The following is a 17,853-nucleotide window of genomic DNA, read 5'->3' as shown; positions in this document are numbered from 1 at the left end:
CTTCAAAACTCAATTTAAAAGCGCAATAGTCTAGCATGGCTGTCGGCTCATCCGCAGTGTCAATCGGTTACAGCACTCTTGTTTGGGCTAATAGTGGCTCGGTACGCCCGTGCATATCCAACCGCGCCTTAAGGCGCACCAGATTCCAGTAGTGGCCATTCAGTGCCCGTGAAAGCAGCAGGGTATTCGCCGGAGGCTGTAGTCGGTCCATGGCAGCCCACACTTTGGGGCTCAGCTCACGCAAGCGCTGGTGTATCCGTACATCACTGAAGTCCTGCTCACCAGGAGCAAACAGAGGCGCAATGCTCTCAGCAGCCTCTTTATAAAGCGCCAATGGCGCGCCCTGCCCCTGGCGCCCCCCTAGATTCATCATGGCATCATCCATGGCCATGGGGTCTTGCGCCAGGGTGGCCTCCAGTAACTGCATCATGGCTTTTAAGCGCGCGTCCGGTACGGCAATCACTGCGCCCAAATCATAAATCACCAGCCGCCCTTGCTCATCGCAGGCAAAGTTGCCTGCATGAGGATCGGCATGCAGCTCCTGGTGAATGAATAGCTCTTGGGTAATCCAGTCCGCCAGGGCAACCGCCACCTTTTGGCGAACAGCGTCATCAGCATGCTCTAACTCCCTCAACGGGGTGCCATCCACGTAGCGCATGGCTAATACGTGCTGACCGGAAAGATCAAACAACGGCTCGGGAATCACCAACGCCGGGTTATCCTTATAGCGCTCCCGGTAACGGGCCAACGCAACCGCTTCGGCTTGGTAATTCAGCTCTTCCCGTAACCCTACCGCCAGCTCATCAAACAGCACCTCCAGGCGCGCCTGGGGCACTTTAAGCCAGCGCCCCAGGCTCATAATTCGCTTCACTTGTTTTAGATCGCTTTCCAACACCTCGGCCAGGCCAGGGTACTGCACCTTCAGCACCACGGTTTCGCCTGCCAGGGTGACCGCTTTATGCACCTGCCCCATTGAGGCACTGGCAAAAGGTCGCTCCTCAATACTAAGAAAATAGTTTTCGGTATTACCGTACTGCAGTGCCAGCGCCTCCCGTATGCGCGGCCAAGGCATGGGTTCCGCTTGACGCTGTAGGCGCGCCAGTTCATCAGCAAGGTCCGGCGGCAGCAGGTCATCCCACTGGGACATCATCTGCGCCAGTTTCATCGCCGGGCCCTTCAACTCGGAAAGCCCTTCAAAAAGCGCTTCACCCAACCCGCCCCAATCGGCTTGGCCACCCAAACGGGTTTTCAGCAGAGCGCCACCAGTACGAACACCCAGCCCTAGTAAACGTCGTGTTCTACCTCGCTCGCGCATGACAATTACCTCGTAATAACTTCCGAAGAGAGTACCCAATTCGACAATTTTGTACCAAAACTATACGACAACGATGCTCCCCCCCTGCCTCACATACTTCCCTGCTTTTTTAAACACATTTGGTTTTTGCACGGCGGAGCAATTAGCATTTCTGTATCGTTGTGGTTTCAGCTACGCTTTCAACCACTTGCTATCACACCTTAGGGCCAAGCATCGCATGCGTTTGATTATCGCCGAAAAACCCAGCCTTGCCCGCGCCATTGCCGAGGCACTACCCGGCAGTGCCAAGCGCCAGGAAGGCGCAATTGTTTGCGGTGATACCATCGTGACCTGGTGTTTAGGCCACCTACTTGAACAGGCCGCCCCGGAAGTCTACGACCCGGCAGACAAACAGTGGCGACTCGACCGCCTGCCCATTGTGCCCACTAGCTGGCAACTGACCCCACGCCCAAAAGCCCGCGGGCAATTGGCGACCATTCGTAAGTTGATAAAACAAGCGACCAGTGTAGTACACGCCGGAGACCCAGACCGCGAAGGCCAACTGTTGGTACAGGAAGTGATTGAGCATCTAAAATACCGCGGCCCGGTGCAGCGGTTACTGATCAGTGACCTTAACCGCCCGGCAGTGAGCCGAGCGCTGGCAGGCCTACGGTCCAATGCAGAGTTTCAGCCACTCTTTCAAGCCGCCCAGGCGCGCTCTCGTGCCGACTGGCTATACGGTATTAACTTAACCCGAGCCTGGACGCTCACTGGCCGTCAGGCAGGCCATGACGGGGTACTGTCGGTGGGGCGGGTGCAAACGCCGGTACTTGGGCTGATTGTGCGCCGCGACAACGCCATTCGTGACTTCGTGCCCCACCCGTTTTATCCGCTATGGGTGGATCTACAGGTCGCCCAAGGACAGTTGCGCGCATGGTGGGCGCCCAAAGAACACGCGCCCTTAGACGAACAGGGTCGCTTGATCGACCGTGCACCTGCCGATGCCCTGGCAGCTCAACTGCCCGGCGCGACAGGCCAACTGACCAAACTTGATCAGCAGGAAAAGCGCCAGGCACCGCCGCTACCCTATTCACTTTCCGCGCTGCAGGTAGATGCTGCCCGCCGCCACGGCCTTTCCGCCCAAATGGTGCTGGATATTTGCCAGCGGCTCTACGAACAGCACAAACTGATCACCTACCCACGCTCCGACTGCCGCTACCTGCCTGAAGAGCATCTTCCACTTGCCCAGCGCAGCTTAAGCAGCGCCTGCCAGAATGATGACACCCTGCGCCAATGGCTTAACGGCGCCGACTTCACTCTGCACTCCAAGGCGTGGAACGATAAACAGGTGGGCGCCCACCACGGCCTTGCCCCTACCGGCAAACCCGCCGACTTCGGCCAGCTTTCCGCCACCGAAGGCCACGTATTCCGGCTGATCGTGCGCAACGTTATGGCTCAGTTTTATCGCCCACTGCGCACCTTTGAGGTAAAGGCCGAGTTTACGCTACTGAACGAAGCCTTTCGCGCCCGCGGGCAAAGCATTCTCGACCCAGGCTGGAAGCCACTCTTCACCACCCGGGAAGATACCCCGCCGTTGCCGCCACTCACTCAAGGGGAAGCCTGCCAAGCGCTAGGCGCAGGTGTTGAGGAACGCGAAACCCGCCCGCCGGAACCCTTCACCGATGCCAGCCTGATCAAGGCCATGATGAATATTGGCCGCTACGTGGATGATCCCGAGGTACGCCGCACCCTGCGCGATACCGATGGCCTGGGTACCGAAGCCACCCGCGCAGGTATTATTGAAACCCTGGTACAGCGTGGCTATCTGGTACGCCAGCAAAAAGCCCTGCGCGCCACCAAACTTGGCTGTGCACTCATCGCCGCCCTGCCCAACGCCGTCAGCACCCCGGAGCGTACCGCACTATGGGAACAGCGCCTGCGGGCGATTTCCGAACAGCAGGACGACCCCAACGCCTTTCAGCACGCTCTGCTCGATGATTTACGTGCTCTGCTGCGCCAAAGTGATGCAGGCAAACTGCGCCACAGCCTGCAAACCGCTCAGGGAGAGTCTGGCAGCCCTGAGAAAAAACGCTCAAGTAAGCCGAGAAAACGTTATGCAAAGAGGAAAAGTACCGCAGGAAGAAAAAAGACAAACTAAGTGGTGATGAACGATGTCGCTTTCCTATTCAGCACTTTAGTTGCATGCTGGCACAGCTGTATCGATTTCCTGGCAGGCAAACCAAGATAACGGTATAAGAAAATATGGCGTTAATCAGAGGACAGCACTCCAGGCACCGCCATTACCCATTCACGAATAGCCAGAACCGTCGGATCGTTCCGGCGACTCTCCGGGTAGACCAGAAAGAATGGTTTACCTTCAAACTCTGGGCCGAAAGGTTGTACCAGGCGCCCCTCCTCCAACTCTTCCTTGATCAACTGACGGCTCATCAGCGCCACCCCCTGCTCACCGACGGCGGCCGAAATGGCGTGAGTTTCGTCGGAAAACACCGGCCCGGCACTGACGTCCAATCCAGGTACCTTGGCCTCTTTCTGCCATGCAGCCCAATCCAGGGGCGCGGATACGGCTCCCTGACTGCTGAAGTGAATCAAGGAGTGCAACGGTAGCTGCGCTATCTCCTGCAAACCAAGGTGTGGGCTACAAGTTGGGATAAAAGTGTTATCAAACAGCTTCTCTGCTACCAGCCCTGGCCAACGGCCATCACCATAGCGAATGGCGAGATCGGCAGTTACCCCATCTAGCGCAACTGACTCATGGGACGCGTGAATGCGCAGATCAATGTCTGGATGGGATTCGCTTAACAGACAAATCCACGGTAGCAGCCACCGCATCGCAACTGCCGGAGTCGTAGAGAGCGTTACAGCTTGGCGAACAGGTACAGCGCTCAACCGCTCAACAACCTCACTGATGCTATCAAAGGCGTTTTCCAATACTCGCAACAGCTCACGGCCCTGAGCGGTCAGCTTTAATTGACGAGGCTTCCGTAAGAACAGTGAAACGCCCAGCGCCTCTTCAAGACCACGGATTTGATGGCTGATGGCGGTGGGGGTAACCGAGAGTTCTAGCGCCGCCTGCTTGGCACTCTCATGGCGCGCAGCGGCTTCGAAAGCCCGGAGCGCCGAAAGTGAGGGTAGTCGCCGATGGCTCATGAATGAATTTTACTCATCTATATCCGAAAGAAAAGATCGTTTGTTACTGACAATATCCAGAGCCTAGACTGAACCTGTCATTAATCATAGATGAGTTCAGCTCAGAATAGGAGGCTATCCATGCCGCATATACTGCATATCGATGCCAGCGCCCGCCCCGGTATTGCGGGAACCGACAATCACGGTTCCCACAGCCGCCATCTGACCCACCGCTTCGTCAGCCAGTGGCAAGCACGCCGTGCTCAAGATACGGTCACTTATCGAGATATAGGCCAACACCCTCCATCCTTTCTCAACCACGACTGGATTGCATCAGCTTTTAAGCCGGAAATACAACGAGAAGACTGGATGAAAGAGGCTCTGGCGGAAAGTGACCAATTGGTCGATGAGTTAATTGCTGCGGATGTGGTGGTCATTGGAACACCGTTCTACAACTTCGGTATGCCTGCCGTCCTAAAGGCGTGGATTGATCAGGTAGTGCGCCCCGGCCGAACAGTGGATATCGATGAGAGCAACCCCGCCGACCCATACATTCCAAAGCTCGGTGACCGACCAAGGCATGCGGTTATTCTTACGGCTAGAGGCGGAACAGGCTTTGGCCCTGGCGGTGAAATGGCCTATATGAACCACTTGGAGCCAAGCCTGACCACTGCGCTGCAATTTATCGGCATCACGCGCATTCACTACATTGCGATCGAAGGCCAGGAAGTGGGTGGGGAGGTACTGGCCCAGTCGGTTTCTGAAGCGATACGGAAAGTCGAAACCCTCATCGATGAGTTGCAGGCGGTACTGGAAAACACGCCATTACCTCAACCTGCTTAAATACGGCCGGTAATTTTCTTACCGTAAGCAATCTAAGTGGGTGCAGTTATCGCTATATCGCTAATTCAGGATATCCGCACTCACTCACCTTTCCGAGCGGATACCAAATATATGATATTGGCAGGGCTTGATACCCAGAATGCATTAAGCCCATTAGGGAGTGGACCATCAGGTAGTAAATTAAGCAAGACGACCAGTGAGCACACCGTGTATTTCATCTCATCGCACGTGCAGCAATTGCAGGCTTACCAGGTTTCGTTGGAATCCGGCGGCCCCATTTCGATCTGTATATCGGGCGCAATATCCACAACCCCCTGAACCTTTTTCAGTCGCTCTACGGTGACATCATCAGCCGAGCCGGTAATACACCCAATCTCTTCCAGTATATCCCTAATGGTTAGCCCTTCCGCTCTAAGGCGTGTGGCTGCTTCCTCGATCGACTGATCGTTGGAAATCGTAATTATCCAAAGCGCTATTTTCGACATTGATCCTACCTTCGAAATCAGTTTCCTGGGCAGATGCAAAGGTGCAACTGCCCTGGGCCAGTCGATCTACGAGGGAGCTTGTACCAACCCAGCCCCTACGCGGGAATCAGAAAGTGACAGAGTCTGCGCTGAATCCAGCAGTTGCCGCCATAGCTTCTCCCCGCGCAGAGAGGCATCAGACTCAGCCCAAAGTGCCGCACAACCCGCCACATGCGGGGTCGCCATACTGGTTCCGCTAATGGACTTATGATGGTTTGGCCGAGGCCATGAGGAAAGAATATCCCGCCCAGGTGCCGCAATCTCGATCTTGCCCCAGTTAGAAAAGTTTGAAGGTTTCAAATTAGGGTCAAGCGATGCAACAGACATGATGGTGGGTGAGTTGGCCGGAGCACCTGTGTTTGTGGAGGAGTTTCCGGCAGCGGCGATAATAAGGCAGCCATTGCGAAGAGCCGCTGCCCCAGCATGCGTGTAGGCTTCCTGTACCGGGCTCTGGCTGCCCAGCGACATTGATATAACCTCGCAGCGATTGGCAATGGCCCAATTCATCCCCGCCAGCACCCCCGCTCCCGTGCTACTGCCTGAATTTGTCAGAACCTTTCCAACAAATACCTGAGAGCCAAAGGCGATACCGTAACGGGGAGTGTTTCCGGCAGGCGCTCTGGGTCCACAAGCCGTGCCAATACAGTGCGTTCCATGTCCATTAATGTCTTGAACTGGCTCTCCTACGAATGACCGGGTATCGAACTCTCTATCGGCGAAGTCTGGATGCCCAAGGTCCATCCCAGTATCAAGCACGGCTACTTTAATACCAGAGCCACTCCAACTGCTTTGCGGTACCTTGCACTGGACCAGCCCCCATGTCACCTCAAGCGCATCCGCCTCACGTTCCTCTTCAGTTTCACCAATATCGAAGTCAGCACCAAGGTCATGAGCTATCGTACTTGCCGCCCTTAAGAAGCCACGCAGGTACTCGGAACTTTCTGAGAACGCAAAATATTCAGGTTCAATAATTTGTATGGGGCTGTCCGCCGTTATCTCATCATGAATGCTCATCCCATGCAGTTGCAGGGCATCACCGCCCACCAGCGCTACACCAAGCTCTGGGAACACCATCGCCTCTGCATCCCCAGCATCCTCCAAACTGACCGCTTGATCAGCAAAGTCACGTGCGTCAGCTACCCGAAAGTTCTGGGCCTTCAGCCGTTTGATTCCCTCTTCTACCATTCCCTCACGATAACTGATGAGGAAGCGCCCCGTTTCGAGACAATTACTTCCACGCTCAAGCGCAGCCATCAGGAGTTTTTCGGTTCCGCATGAAACCGTTGCGATTGATGCGCTCTGGCCAGAAGGGGTGCGAGCACTACCATTTCCGTTTGGTTTTTTAGCCATCCGAGACCTCATTACGCTTGGCTCTTAAGAGATGTTGCCTAACTGAAAACAGAGCCGATGCTTTCACCCACGCTCTGCATAAGCCAGCTGCTTTCAGCTTAACTCAACAAATGATCTTCGCCAGATGGATTGCAAAACGTTACATCGATCACCCACCTCAGCCTGGAAGTTGGAGCCTTGGGTAAGTACCTGGCAACCGGTCGAGGTGACCGCGACCATAACCCCCCAGCCAGGCTTTTTGAAACATAAGCTTTTTGAAACATAAGAAGGTAGTAATAAAACAGAATGGCGGAGGTGTTAGCAAGCGCGTTGGTTAGGCCGCACGGCAAACCAGCTGGCAAGCACCAGACTACCAAAAACCGTGTAAACCAAAACAAACACCCACTCTGGCGCGCTGTAATACAGCAGGCTCTGGAGCCAATACTGGATAAAAGACCCCGAATAAGTGGCCGCACCCGCCTCAGCCCTTAGCGCCATTTCCCATGTGGTTAACGGGCAAATCGCACCTAACCAGGCTTGCCCTACTACATAACCTATGGCGCACAGGTGGGTAATGCGAAAAACTCGGTTGCGTACCCATCCCCATTTCAGAAAATAACCTATATAGACGGCAAACAAACCGAGTACCACAAAGGCCACGAACAGTACGTGAATGATGAGGATAGTATCTGCAAGTAGCAGCAGCGACTGTGAAGACATGTCGATTCACCCGGTAGAGCTCGGCTCCTCCATCGGTTCGTCGATCAGTAGCGGCGGCACAGGACAACCAAGCATATCTGCCACAACCCTGAATAGCTCAGCCTCGGCTGGCCGTATGTGCCCACTGTGCTCAATACAGCGAGCCATAGCTTGCATCAATGCCGATTTTTGCATCGGCTGCACACGACGCAAACGTTCAACGGCCAAGCTTAGCGCATGCATATCGCTCACATCATCCTGGGGCGATAGAGCAGCCAGTTCGAATGGCAGCTCCCCTTCAGCAGCCGTCATTGCCGCACTCACTTCATCCGGGTCATCCTGGCCAGCATTCGCTAGCACCATAAGCAGTAGCCGGCACTCTCGCTGCAAGTCACTTAACTTAAGGTTAGCGGGCCTGTTATCCTGTTCACCCAAGTTATTCAGCACCAATTGATACAGCGTCCATTCAAACAGGCTTACCTGACCATCCGCATTGATCAGTTGCTCCATACACAGACGAAAATGCTGCCCCTGCTCCACTGAAAGCGACTTCAGTGCCGGTAGCGCCAGCTCTATCAGTGGCAGTCGCAACTGTACGTCCAGCATCAACACCTCTGGTGCATGCTGAATCAACTCGTGGTAAACATCGGGCAATGCGGTTTTCTGCAACGTTTCCAATTGATGTTCACGTACCTGCTGATCTTCGCTTAGCAACAGTGCATACATTAAGGCTCGCGCCGCATATGGCTCATGGGCGGCAGCTTTAATTCGCTCGGGCAATGCATCCAGGGTCGCCTGAGCGTGCTCAAGGTGGCGCTGGCCGGGCTGGCCCATGGATGAAATCGCGGTTTGAGCAGAAGCCGCTGTTAATACAGCAGCCAGCGTTCTGCCCTTGAACACCGGCTTTGTATCGCGCCCAGAATCTGGCGTCTCACTCTCGGCCTGAGCAGCAGCAGGCCAGGTAGCCTGAAAGCTGCCATCCCAATCTGGCATTACCCGGCTGATACGATCCTTTAACGGCGGGTGGGTAGCCATCATTTGGCTAACACCCAACCTCACAGCCTGTCCAAAAAACAGATGACTAAACTCCGGCGCCTGAGCAGCTTGCAGGTTAGCCCCCTGGGTATGTGCGCCAATCTTGACCAGCGCATTGCCAATTCCCTGGGGGTTGCGAGTGAATTGCACGGCGGAGGCATCGGCCAGATATTCGCGCTGACGACTAACCCCAGACTTAATCAAATTACCAAAAAAGGTGCCCGCGTAACCGACCAACATTAATACAACACCCAGCGCCAGAATGACCGCGCCAGAGTTGTCGCGTTTCCCACCACCCATCCGCCGAAAGCGCATACTACGCAGCACGGTTCCACCCAATAAACCAATCAGCAAGATGCCATGCAACACACTGATCAGGCGCATATTCAGCCGCATGTCGCCATGCAGGATATGACTGAACTCATGGGCGACAACCCCTTGCAGCTCTTCCCGTGTCAGGTTGCGGATAGCACCTCGTGTCATGCCGATGACCGCATCATTAGGGCGATGCCCTGCCGCAAAGGCATTGATACTCTCCTCTTCCAATATATACACGGAAGGCACCGGCGTTCCGGCCGCAATTGCCATCTCTTCCACCACATTGAGGATACGGCGCTCATCCTGGTCACGGGTATTTAGATTAATCTCACGACCGCCGAGTGCTTCCGCCACGACCCGGCCACCACGACGTAGCTGCTGTTGTTTAAACAGTCCGCCAAGAACCACGATCGCCAACACCGCAATAGTCACACCAGCGATGAGTTCATAGGAGAGTGCTGACCATACCCCTTGAGCGGATAGGTTGGTTTGCGCTGCGGGCTGCCCTCCACTCATCAGGTGGAGCGCAATGGTAATCGCCAGTGTAGTGACAACGATCAGGGCGAGTACCGCCAATATCATTAAAACGACCAGATACCCGGTTTTACGTCGAGCTTGATCCTGAGCGGTAAAAAAATCCATACGTCCGTATTCCTTTTTTAGCCTCACAGTCGCTTCGATGTTTTACGCCAAGCCTGTAGCCACCGACATTTCATATCTCGCGATGAACACATAACGGAAAACAGCATCAGATTAGAACGACACCTGGGGAGCTACTTGAATCTGGGCGCTGTCCTCAAACTCCAGCAAGGATGCATCCTGACCATGGCCGAACATGCCTGCCACCGCTACCTGAGGAAAGCTCTGCCGATAGGTGTTGTAGTGCATCACAGCATCATTGAAGGACTGCCGCGCAAAAGCGACTTTGTTTTCTGTACTGGTAAGCTCTTCTGACAACTGCTGCATATTTTGCGAGGCTTTCAGGTCTGGGTAAGCCTCCATGACCACATTTAACCGCCCCATTGCCTGGGTAAGAGCACCTTCAGCACTCCCCAGGTCAGCAATCGCCTTGGCACTGCCAGGGTTAGCTGCCGCCGCCTTAAGCCCGGCCACGGCAGTATTGCGGGCCTCGGTGACCGATTGCAGGGTTTCCCGCTCATGATTGAGATAGCCCTTAGCCGTCTCTACCAGATTAGGGATCAGGTCATGACGCCGCTTCAATTGCACCTCTATCTGGGAAAAAGCGTTCTGAAATCGATTACGCAGCGACACAAGTCGGTTGTAGATCGCAATGGCATAGAACACAACAGCAGCGATGACCGCCAGGATGATAATGAGAGTGAGCGTCATGATCATTTCTTCCGAAGATAGGGGTTAATGGAAAAATAGTACCATCTAAGTTACTTAAGCGTAGATCAGCTGAACATAGGCACCGAGCGTTTGGATACATATTAATGCTGAAAAAGTTGGTGGGTGCCTATTAACAAGATGGCCTGCCAGCAGGTAATGCCAGCAGGCCATTTGGATCAATTAACAGCGGGAATCACAATGTAGCAGTTACAAAGGAGTTAAGCCCGTTACATAATTGGCTGGCCGTTAATGATCAGGCTACCGTCCTGCCAAAGCAACTGCTGTTCTTCACTCGATGCATCCAGCATGGCGGCGAACGGCATAGGAATCATGCTTAAGATGAAGTCGGGGGGAGTGGTCACAGTAACGGCCACACTCAAGCGATGACTGAGGTACTCCTGAGCTTCAAATGGACTCATCACATCATCCGCCTCCAGCAACTGCTCTGGCAGTGGATAGCGTGCCCCCCATAACGCGCTGTACAACGCGCTCTTCGACAGATCGGTGCCATCAAATGCCACCTCTGCCGTTAAACGCGGCTCAAAGTCCACCCCAAACTCTGGCAGGGTAATGCGCGCTTCCAATGGCTGGAAGGCAATGGAAGGGTTAGCAATCAGAATATCGTAACCACTCTCAATCGCTTGAATCATTAAAACACGCTCTTCTTCCTCATCTATGCGCGCTCCGGACTCCTCTGCTTCCATATGCATGGTCATCAGCGGAGTGTAAGCTTCCTGAAAAGATTGGAATGCTTCCACATCCCAATTTTCGGCTACCATGTCAAATGACATACTGCCAAACGAGGTGTCATCCGCCCCAATATCGGCGATTCTGAAATAGCCACTCTGATTAACAACGGCACCTTCACCGGTGGATTCAGCTTCCGACTCAAGCCCCTCCAGGTAGACACGAACCCCCTCGGCAAATATCTCAGTTCGCGGTACCTCAAGACGCTGCTGCACTGCATATACACCTTCTGCTTGCGTATTAATCACTAAGCGCGGCGTTATCACGCGTACTGTTTCATTATCACCGTTATAGATGATTTCCTGAGCCAGGCTATCCACATGCCAAACACCGTTGGCTTCTCTGCGCAGATCCACCACCAGATCACTAAGCGCTGCATCCACCTCGACAGCACTTAACGCAGCGGCAGTAAGTTGCCCTTCAATGGAGGAACGGGTAGCCTCAAGATCGATATCAATACTGCCGGTTAACAACTCCTGGTTGGGCTGAATGTCTCCGGTAATATCCGCGCTCAGCACCCCGTGGTTCACAAATAGATTGACCTCTGCTGTCGCGCCTTGAAAACCTCTAACCGCTATTGTGGCCGAAGCAGTAGTGTTAAATGTGCCTTTATCGATGCGCACATTGCTGACATCATAGGAAGCTGATTGATCCAGCTCCTCAAAGCTTTGGGCGAGAGCCTTTTCAACTTCATTGCCAACCAGCGCCTGAGCGCCGATATACCCGCCAGCCCCCACAATCACAATGCCAACTGCCGTGACTATCCAACCTTTTGAACTTAGCGCCATGCCACACCCCTAATAAGAATAATTATCAATCATGCCAGATTGCGTTAAAAAGTATAATCCTAAATTTGTAGAATAAATGCAGCACTGCACTCACCCACTTAATGGCCATACCAATTTAGAATCATAACCGTCCACTGGATTATCGGCCCTGGTGCCATTGGACGCCTACTGGCCCCTGGAGCGCATCAGCTGCCTGCCTTTATCCATACACCACCAAATCGATGGCCGCTGATTGAGAGTGCCCAGCAGTAGGGGTTGGTATGTGAGGTATTGCAGGCACGGAATAATAAGGTGGTGGCGTTGTAAACTGACTATCTGGCTAGTTCTAGATAGCACTCCTGAAACGCACTTCGTTACGAACTGGTGCCCAATCTTAGCTGCCAGTAACCAACGTCCTGCCACTGATTGAATTTAAATCCCACCTTTTCAAAATGGGCTACTTTCTTCATCCCCATCTTTTCATGTAGCGCAACACTGGCTGGGTTCGGGAGTGTGATGCCAGCAAGGATGGTACGAATCCCGGCCTTCTTGAGCCTGGCAAACATAGCCTCATAAAGCTGCCGCCCCAGGCCTTTACCTTTTACATGGTTGGCAAGGTAGACGCTGGCCTCAACTGAAAACCGATAGGCACTTCTTTCTTTCCACTTGGTTGCGTAGGCATAACCCACGACAACCCCCTCTTCTTCTACCACCAACCAGGGCAAGCCCGCCTCTTGCACAGCTTCAATCCTGCCTTGAATATCGGTACCGGACACGCGCGCCTCTTCAAATGAGATAGCGGTGTTATCAATGTAGTCATTATAAATCGCCGCAATAGCTACCGAATCTTCCTGTAAGGCATCTCTAATCATGATCGATTCCATGTAGACTCCGATGGTTTAACCTCATCACACTTAAGAAGCCATTTAACCACTACATGGCATAACCGGAAACTGGCCTTGCCGATTAACCGCAAATAATCAGAAATCGGCTGGTATCGCATATAGGAAGATGAGCCATTTCAATGACCTCAGCACAGTAGCTAGCGCCTCACCCGCTGGAGTGATTGGTTAAGCCCTTCGAGTGTATCCGGTGCAGCGGCATATCTTATGCACCCTACCCCATCTCGCTCCCAGGCAGCAGACGAACCCACATGAAGATGAACAGCAATCTCAGACTCGGTATCGCGTGTCTTGATAGTGAAATCTCCGTTCATCAAGATTAGCTGGAAAGCTCACCAAGTTCATGGTGTTAGTTTTGGGGGAAAGGTTAGGGAAAGGTCACCTGCGAGCTTTAGCTGTGTTGCTTATTGGGGGCAACTTCATTCTGATTAGTTGGTGCTATTAGCGTTGGAGCCTCACCGCCCGCGGCTTCTTCAATAGCTTCAACAATCATTGAAAGCCGCTCTGTTTCGAAGTCCCTGTGCGCGGATTCAATAACGGGCATCGTTTTGGTGACATTGGCGGAAAGCGTACCAAACCGCTCGACCTTGCCATACAACCCTTGCTTACCAGCCAATGCCCTGACCGTATCATTGTAGTGATTAGAGGCAGTGCCTAGCGTGCCACCTAGTTTCTGCAGCCGCTCCGCTACCAGGCATACTTGATTGTAAATCTCACCTGCTTTTTCACTGATCTCTTGGGCCTCTGCGTTGCTACGCTCCATCATCCACAGGTTGGATACCGTGCGCAGTATCGGTATCAGCGTGGTATGAGATACCAGCACAATATTTTTCTTATACCCAAATTCAAACAGGTCTTTATTATTCTTAAGCGCTTCAATATAAGCAGGTTCGATAGGCATGAACATCAACACAAAGCTGGGGCTACGCATTCCCACCAAACTGGTATAATCCTTGGAGGCCAAATCAACGATATGTCGGCGCACCGCTTTGATGTGCTCATCCATGGCTAAACTGTATGCTTCAGGCGTTTCTGCCGAAACAACACGGTCGTAGGCAACTAATGAAACCTTGCTATCGATGATGATGTGCTTACCGTCAGGCAGTTTGATCAGATAGTCAGTTTGCTTTTGTTTTCCATCTGTATCCTTGAAGCTGTTTTGAACCTCGAAGTGCGTATCTTCAATGAGACCGCTCATCTCCAACGTTCTACGTAACTGGGCTTCGCCCCATGCGCCCCGCTGCTGTGAGTCACCTTTTAATGCAGAGGTAAGGTTGTTCGCTTCTTTGCTCATTTGTAGGCCAATATCCAGCACTTTCCTGATCTCTGCGTTCAAGTTTGTATTGCCTTGAAGCGAGACGTCATGAACCTCATTGATACGTTTCTGAAACCCTTCAATTTGTTCACGAAAAGGCTTGAGCATACTGTCGATACTGCTCTGGCTGGTTTGCGTAAACGTTTTACCCTTCTCTTCAAAAATTTTGTTGGCGAGGTTTTCAAACTCTTTCGTCAGTGACTGTTTAGTTTCACTGAGCTGCTGCATCTGCTCTTTGTAATGTTGCTCTTTGCTTTCCAGGGTAGTGTTGAGTTTCGTGTATTCACTGTTCAGGCGTTGGTAACGCTCCTGCAGTTGATTCAGAAGCTCCTGCTGATGCGACAGATTTTGTTTTGTTTCAATCAGTTGCTCTCTAGCCTCTTTATCGGATGACTCTAGCGCTTTGGCTCGCTTACCCTCCTCGGCCAATTTTTCCTTGAGTAAGCTGCTTTGTTCGCGCTCTTGCTGCAATTCATTCTCTGTTCGCTCAAGCCGTTGACTTAGATCACCAGCTCGCTCCTGAAGAGATCGATTATCCGCTTGAAACGTTTCTAGCTGCTTCTCAGCTGTGTGATGCTGTTGTCGTATCTCTTCCAGCCTGCCGTTCAGCGAGTTAAGCCCGGCCGTTTTACTCAGCAACTCATCAGTCAGGCGTTGCTCATTCGCTTGGGTGTTAATCAGCTGAGAACTTAGACGACTCCCCGCCAACTCTTTTTCATGTAGATTGGTTTCAAGCTCTTTAATGGAGGCCTGGGCTGATTGGCTCTGAGCATTTGCCTCCGCTAACGCTTCCTGTATTTGTTCAAGTTGCGTTGTAAGCCTGATGGTAATACGGCTTTGTAGCGCCCTTGCCAGCAAATAACTCATACCGGTCAGCAGCACGCCGATGACGCTGACAAGAGTGATTAATTCTGTCGTCCATTGAATATTTTGCATGTTCTTTTCCTTGTAACCCTGTTGGCCAGCCGGGCCATTGTACTGCCTGGACGAATGTACGTTGCAGCTTCACCCCAGTCACATAAGTGGTATAACGGTTTGCCTCTACAAACCTTCTGTTTTTAAATATAAAAGGTTACTCGACTTTACTCAGCCTGCGTTGCTTTGCAAAGCAGAAATCACTTATTTGTGGCCTATAACAACTGATGATGATTACCCATTGGATTATCGGCCCTGGGGCCATTGGTCGCCTGCTAGCGCACTCGCTGGCACCGCTTGCGGAAGTGGTGGTGATTGGCCGCCGTGCGCTGCCTGCGCAGCAGTTGCTGACCACGCCCGAAAGCGAGCAGCGGGCACAGCATTTAAATATGGTGACACTTGCCGAACTAGCTTCTGAGGCACACGAGCAACCTGCGTTTGTGCACATCACCACTAAAGCGATGGCCGCCGAGGCGGCACTGGAAAACCTCAAAAATGTTATTGCTCCCACTACCCCCTTGGTGCTGTGGCAGAACGGCTTTTTAGCTCAGCCGCGGATTAACCAATCATGGTCTGGCCCGGTGCTGTGCTCCACTACAACTGAAGGTGCTTACCTAACCGGGAATGATGGTGTAGTGCATGCCGGGCACGGGCATACGTATATAGGTGACCTGAAAAACCAGCACGGTGCGCTGGCGGAAACAGTGGTGCAAATGTTAACGCAGGCTGGGCTAGCCGCTACAAAGGTGGACGATATTCGCAACCGTTTATGGCAGAAACTGGCGGTGAACGCAGCGATTAACCCGCTGGTGGCGCTGCATGGCGTTCGTAACGGTGCACTGGGTAATGCGCCTTATTCAGGGCAAGTGGCAGCCGTGGTGAAGGAAATCGCGGCGATTATGTCAGCAGAAAGCATTCTCCCTCCAGCTGGCGAGCACGGTGTAGATGCCTGGTTGGCGCTAGTGTGGCAAGTAGTGGAGAACACAGCGAACAACAAAGCCTCAATGTTGCAGGATGTAGAGGCCAAACGCGCCACCGAGCGCGGAGCGATTTTAGGGCCATTGATTGAGAATGCCCAGCACCATGGGCTGGCATGTGAGGTGTTGCAGAATCTCAATGGTAAACTAGCAGCGCTGGAAGCTGGCTATCTGCACTAATTAATCTCACTTTCAACCACCACACCTCGTTGCCAGAAACTCTCCATTGCCAACGGGTACAGTGCACGTAGTGAAATCAGGGTCTGCCCTCGCCAATTCTGTAAAAGCAGCCACCCTCTGAATCGCCTCGGGTATTCTAGACACCCATTAGGCTCTTAAAGTAACGCCTTTCACTTAACCAGTAGAAAGTCCAGCCGTTCATCTGCTTTTTTCGGCTCAATTTCAAGTATTTCCGCCGTAACGACATGCTCGGCCACAAATGGGTCTTGATCAATCCGGTTCTCAAGAGCTTCCCTTGACTCACCATGAGCAAGAACAGAACCTCCAAGACCGGGTTGAAGACTGCCAACCATCAAGAAAACCTTATCCTCAAACCCCCGCCTGATCCATTGATTATGGCCCTCCATAAAATCACTGGCCTGATCCTTGTTTTCTGAGAACCGTAAAAGAACGACAAACATTAAGGCACCTCCGGTTGAGTGTTGGTTGCAGTGGTAAAAGAGGCCAACCAGTCTTCCAGGCGGCTTACCTCACTGTGAATGAATTTCTCATCCTGGAATGCACTAGAAAGTGTCGCTACTCCCTGGCTGAATGCAAGTAGGTACATTGCCAGCTCATCGGCGTCATCAGAACGACCAAGTTGCTCGAATTGTCGACGCAACCAGGTTCTGAATAACGCAAACAACTCATTTGCGTGACTTCTTGCGGGGTGATCCAGCTTAACAAGTTCCGTACAGAGCGTCCCTACCGGACAGCCATAACGCTTAATTTTGGCCCGATTCATTACCAGAATATTGATGAAACTGCGGATACGATCAGCTGGTGTGTCGCCTTCTAGCTCCCAGTTATCGAGCATTGAGTTCGTGCGAACAAGACGATGGCTGATTACGGCATTCAGGATTTCATCCTTGGTCTTGAAGTGGTAGTAGAAATTTCCTCGAGAAATGCCTAGAGCTTCCGCAATTTGCGCGAAAGATGTGTGCTCAAAACCCTGCTCATAGAACAGCTGATCTGCCTTATCGACAATGCGATTTCTTGTCAGTTTATTAGCCACCGAAGCGCCTCCCAACAACTATTCCTATCTATAGGACAGTCGTCCCACTTTTATTTTTAGGACAACTGACCTAATTGGTCAAGAAATAGCTACAGGAAGGTTGATGGGATCAAGCCGCGGGCACTGAGTGCCACTCAGGCAGCCGTCGTCAAGATTTCACCGGGCTAGAGAAAGCGAGCACTTCGGCATGGTTGTCGATATTCGCTGCTAACGTTCATAAGGCTTAGGCATACACCAGAGATATTTGCAAGCCTCCCTGCTGTAAGCCATTTCTTAAAATTTTGTACGATATCGCTTACATTGTTGTAAGACATCGCTGACACCTGCCTTCAAGGGGTTGTGCTGGGCTCCTGGCTCGTTATTATCACTGTTTCTCATTAACAGTTGATGATTCCAGGAGGGAGCATGGCACTTAGCATGGCGCTCAGCACGGGACTGCACTTCACCATCACACTGC

Annotated in this window: 16 protein-coding genes; 3 read left to right on the top strand and 13 right to left on the bottom strand. The window is 52.5% G+C overall.

Features of this window, described 5'->3' with window-relative positions:
• Nucleotides 1-67: 67 nt before the first annotated feature.
• On the bottom strand, nucleotides 68-1,315 hold the full coding sequence (locus HP566_RS07580) for an ABC1 kinase family protein (protein WP_249976658.1): 1,248 nt from the start codon (nucleotides 1,313-1,315) through the stop codon (nucleotides 68-70).
• A gap of 217 nt (nucleotides 1,316-1,532) precedes the next feature.
• On the opposite strand from HP566_RS07580, the gene HP566_RS07575 reads away from it, so the two are divergent.
• Entirely contained in the window at nucleotides 1,533-3,452 is a 1,920-nt protein-coding gene (locus HP566_RS07575; protein ID WP_249976657.1) for a DNA topoisomerase III, read from the top strand.
• A gap of 110 nt (nucleotides 3,453-3,562) precedes the next feature.
• Here HP566_RS07575 and HP566_RS07570 read toward each other — a convergent pair whose 3' ends face one another.
• Nucleotides 3,563-4,462, bottom strand: a complete 900-nt coding sequence (locus tag HP566_RS07570; protein WP_249976656.1) for a LysR substrate-binding domain-containing protein — start codon at nucleotides 4,460-4,462, stop codon at nucleotides 3,563-3,565.
• Nucleotides 4,463-4,582: 120 nt separating this feature from the next.
• On the opposite strand from HP566_RS07570, the gene HP566_RS07565 reads away from it, so the two are divergent.
• On the top strand, nucleotides 4,583-5,284 hold the full coding sequence (locus tag HP566_RS07565; RefSeq protein ID WP_249976655.1) for an FMN-dependent NADH-azoreductase: 702 nt from the start codon (nucleotides 4,583-4,585) through the stop codon (nucleotides 5,282-5,284).
• 245 nt (nucleotides 5,285-5,529) lie between these two features.
• Here HP566_RS07565 and HP566_RS07560 read toward each other — a convergent pair whose 3' ends face one another.
• The 8 genes from HP566_RS07560 to rmuC all read right to left on the bottom strand — a co-directional run bounded on the left by HP566_RS07560 (nucleotide 5,530) and on the right by rmuC (nucleotide 15,206).
• Nucleotides 5,530-5,769, bottom strand: coding sequence for a hypothetical protein (locus tag HP566_RS07560; protein ID WP_249976654.1), 240 nt, complete (start codon nucleotides 5,767-5,769; stop codon nucleotides 5,530-5,532).
• A 66-nt stretch (nucleotides 5,770-5,835) separates the two neighbouring features.
• The gene (locus tag HP566_RS07555; RefSeq protein ID WP_249976653.1) at nucleotides 5,836-7,158 is read right to left on the bottom strand and encodes a S8 family serine peptidase; all 1,323 of its coding nucleotides are present in this window, start codon (nucleotides 7,156-7,158) and stop codon (nucleotides 5,836-5,838) included.
• Between the two features lie 297 nt (nucleotides 7,159-7,455).
• Nucleotides 7,456-7,857 carry a DUF2784 domain-containing protein gene (locus HP566_RS07550; RefSeq protein WP_249976652.1) on the bottom strand — a complete coding sequence of 134 codons (402 nt, stop codon included), beginning with the start codon at nucleotides 7,855-7,857 and terminating at the stop codon, nucleotides 7,456-7,458.
• Nucleotides 7,858-7,863: 6 nt separating this feature from the next.
• A complete protein-coding gene (locus HP566_RS07545) occupies nucleotides 7,864-9,831 on the bottom strand; it encodes a M48 family metallopeptidase (RefSeq protein WP_249976651.1) in 1,968 nt (655 codons plus the stop codon).
• 111 nt (nucleotides 9,832-9,942) lie between these two features.
• Nucleotides 9,943-10,539 (bottom strand): LemA family protein, encoded by a 597-nt coding sequence (locus tag HP566_RS07540; RefSeq protein WP_249976650.1) that lies wholly within the window; start codon nucleotides 10,537-10,539, stop codon nucleotides 9,943-9,945.
• 227 nt (nucleotides 10,540-10,766) lie between these two features.
• Nucleotides 10,767-12,074 carry a DUF945 family protein gene (locus tag HP566_RS07535; protein WP_249976649.1) on the bottom strand — a complete coding sequence of 436 codons (1,308 nt, stop codon included), beginning with the start codon at nucleotides 12,072-12,074 and terminating at the stop codon, nucleotides 10,767-10,769.
• A gap of 353 nt (nucleotides 12,075-12,427) precedes the next feature.
• Entirely contained in the window at nucleotides 12,428-12,925 is a 498-nt protein-coding gene (locus HP566_RS07530; protein ID WP_249976648.1) for an arsinothricin resistance N-acetyltransferase ArsN1 family B, read from the bottom strand.
• A 421-nt stretch (nucleotides 12,926-13,346) separates the two neighbouring features.
• Nucleotides 13,347-15,206, bottom strand: coding sequence for a DNA recombination protein RmuC (gene rmuC / locus HP566_RS07525; RefSeq protein WP_249976647.1), 1,860 nt, complete (start codon nucleotides 15,204-15,206; stop codon nucleotides 13,347-13,349).
• A 209-nt stretch (nucleotides 15,207-15,415) separates the two neighbouring features.
• Between rmuC and HP566_RS07520 the strand changes: the two genes are divergently transcribed.
• Nucleotides 15,416-16,342 carry a ketopantoate reductase family protein gene (locus tag HP566_RS07520; protein ID WP_249976698.1) on the top strand — a complete coding sequence of 309 codons (927 nt, stop codon included), beginning with the start codon at nucleotides 15,416-15,418 and terminating at the stop codon, nucleotides 16,340-16,342.
• 170 nt (nucleotides 16,343-16,512) lie between these two features.
• On the opposite strand, the gene HP566_RS07515 is transcribed toward HP566_RS07520, so the two are convergent.
• From HP566_RS07515 to HP566_RS07505, 3 genes are all read right to left on the bottom strand, one after another.
• Nucleotides 16,513-16,803 (bottom strand): YciI family protein, encoded by a 291-nt coding sequence (locus tag HP566_RS07515; RefSeq protein WP_249976646.1) that lies wholly within the window; start codon nucleotides 16,801-16,803, stop codon nucleotides 16,513-16,515.
• Complete coding sequence (locus HP566_RS07510; RefSeq protein WP_249976645.1) at nucleotides 16,803-17,396, bottom strand: TetR/AcrR family transcriptional regulator; 594 nt, start codon at nucleotides 17,394-17,396, stop codon at nucleotides 16,803-16,805. Before HP566_RS07510 ends, HP566_RS07515 begins: the two co-directional genes overlap by 1 nt.
• A gap of 273 nt (nucleotides 17,397-17,669) precedes the next feature.
• Nucleotides 17,670-17,853 (bottom strand): hypothetical protein (locus HP566_RS07505; protein ID WP_249976644.1); only part of this gene is annotated, 184 nt, incomplete at its 5' end.

Source organism: Vreelandella olivaria (assembly GCF_023507745.1).
GTDB lineage: Bacteria > Pseudomonadota > Gammaproteobacteria > Pseudomonadales > Halomonadaceae > Vreelandella > Vreelandella olivaria_A.
The sequence above is the reverse complement of the archived record's forward strand: the minus strand, read 5'-3'. Positions and strand labels throughout refer to the sequence as shown.

Bases quoted from the DNA above. Each gene is read 5' to 3' on its own strand.
- rmuC (WP_249976647.1), bottom strand. From the start codon at position 15,206: ATGCAAAATATTCAATGGACGACAGAATTAATCACTCTTGTCAGCGTC.
- HP566_RS07560 (WP_249976654.1), bottom strand. From the start codon at position 5,769: ATGTCGAAAATAGCGCTTTGGATAATTACGATTTCCAACGATCAGTCG.
- HP566_RS07520 (WP_249976698.1), top strand. From the start codon at position 15,416: ATGATTACCCATTGGATTATCGGCCCTGGGGCCATTGGTCGCCTGCTA.
- HP566_RS07555 (WP_249976653.1), bottom strand. From the start codon at position 7,158: ATGGCTAAAAAACCAAACGGAAATGGTAGTGCTCGCACCCCTTCTGGC.
- HP566_RS07515 (WP_249976646.1), bottom strand. From the start codon at position 16,803: ATGTTTGTCGTTCTTTTACGGTTCTCAGAAAACAAGGATCAGGCCAGT.
- HP566_RS07535 (WP_249976649.1), bottom strand. From the start codon at position 12,074: ATGGCGCTAAGTTCAAAAGGTTGGATAGTCACGGCAGTTGGCATTGTG.
- HP566_RS07580 (WP_249976658.1), bottom strand. From the start codon at position 1,315: ATGCGCGAGCGAGGTAGAACACGACGTTTACTAGGGCTGGGTGTTCGT.
- HP566_RS07570 (WP_249976656.1), bottom strand. From the start codon at position 4,462: ATGAGCCATCGGCGACTACCCTCACTTTCGGCGCTCCGGGCTTTCGAA.
- HP566_RS07540 (WP_249976650.1), bottom strand. From the start codon at position 10,539: ATGACGCTCACTCTCATTATCATCCTGGCGGTCATCGCTGCTGTTGTG.
- HP566_RS07565 (WP_249976655.1), top strand. From the start codon at position 4,583: ATGCCGCATATACTGCATATCGATGCCAGCGCCCGCCCCGGTATTGCG.
- HP566_RS07545 (WP_249976651.1), bottom strand. From the start codon at position 9,831: ATGGATTTTTTTACCGCTCAGGATCAAGCTCGACGTAAAACCGGGTAT.
- HP566_RS07575 (WP_249976657.1), top strand. From the start codon at position 1,533: ATGCGTTTGATTATCGCCGAAAAACCCAGCCTTGCCCGCGCCATTGCC.
- HP566_RS07550 (WP_249976652.1), bottom strand. From the start codon at position 7,857: ATGTCTTCACAGTCGCTGCTGCTACTTGCAGATACTATCCTCATCATT.
- HP566_RS07530 (WP_249976648.1), bottom strand. From the start codon at position 12,925: ATGATTAGAGATGCCTTACAGGAAGATTCGGTAGCTATTGCGGCGATT.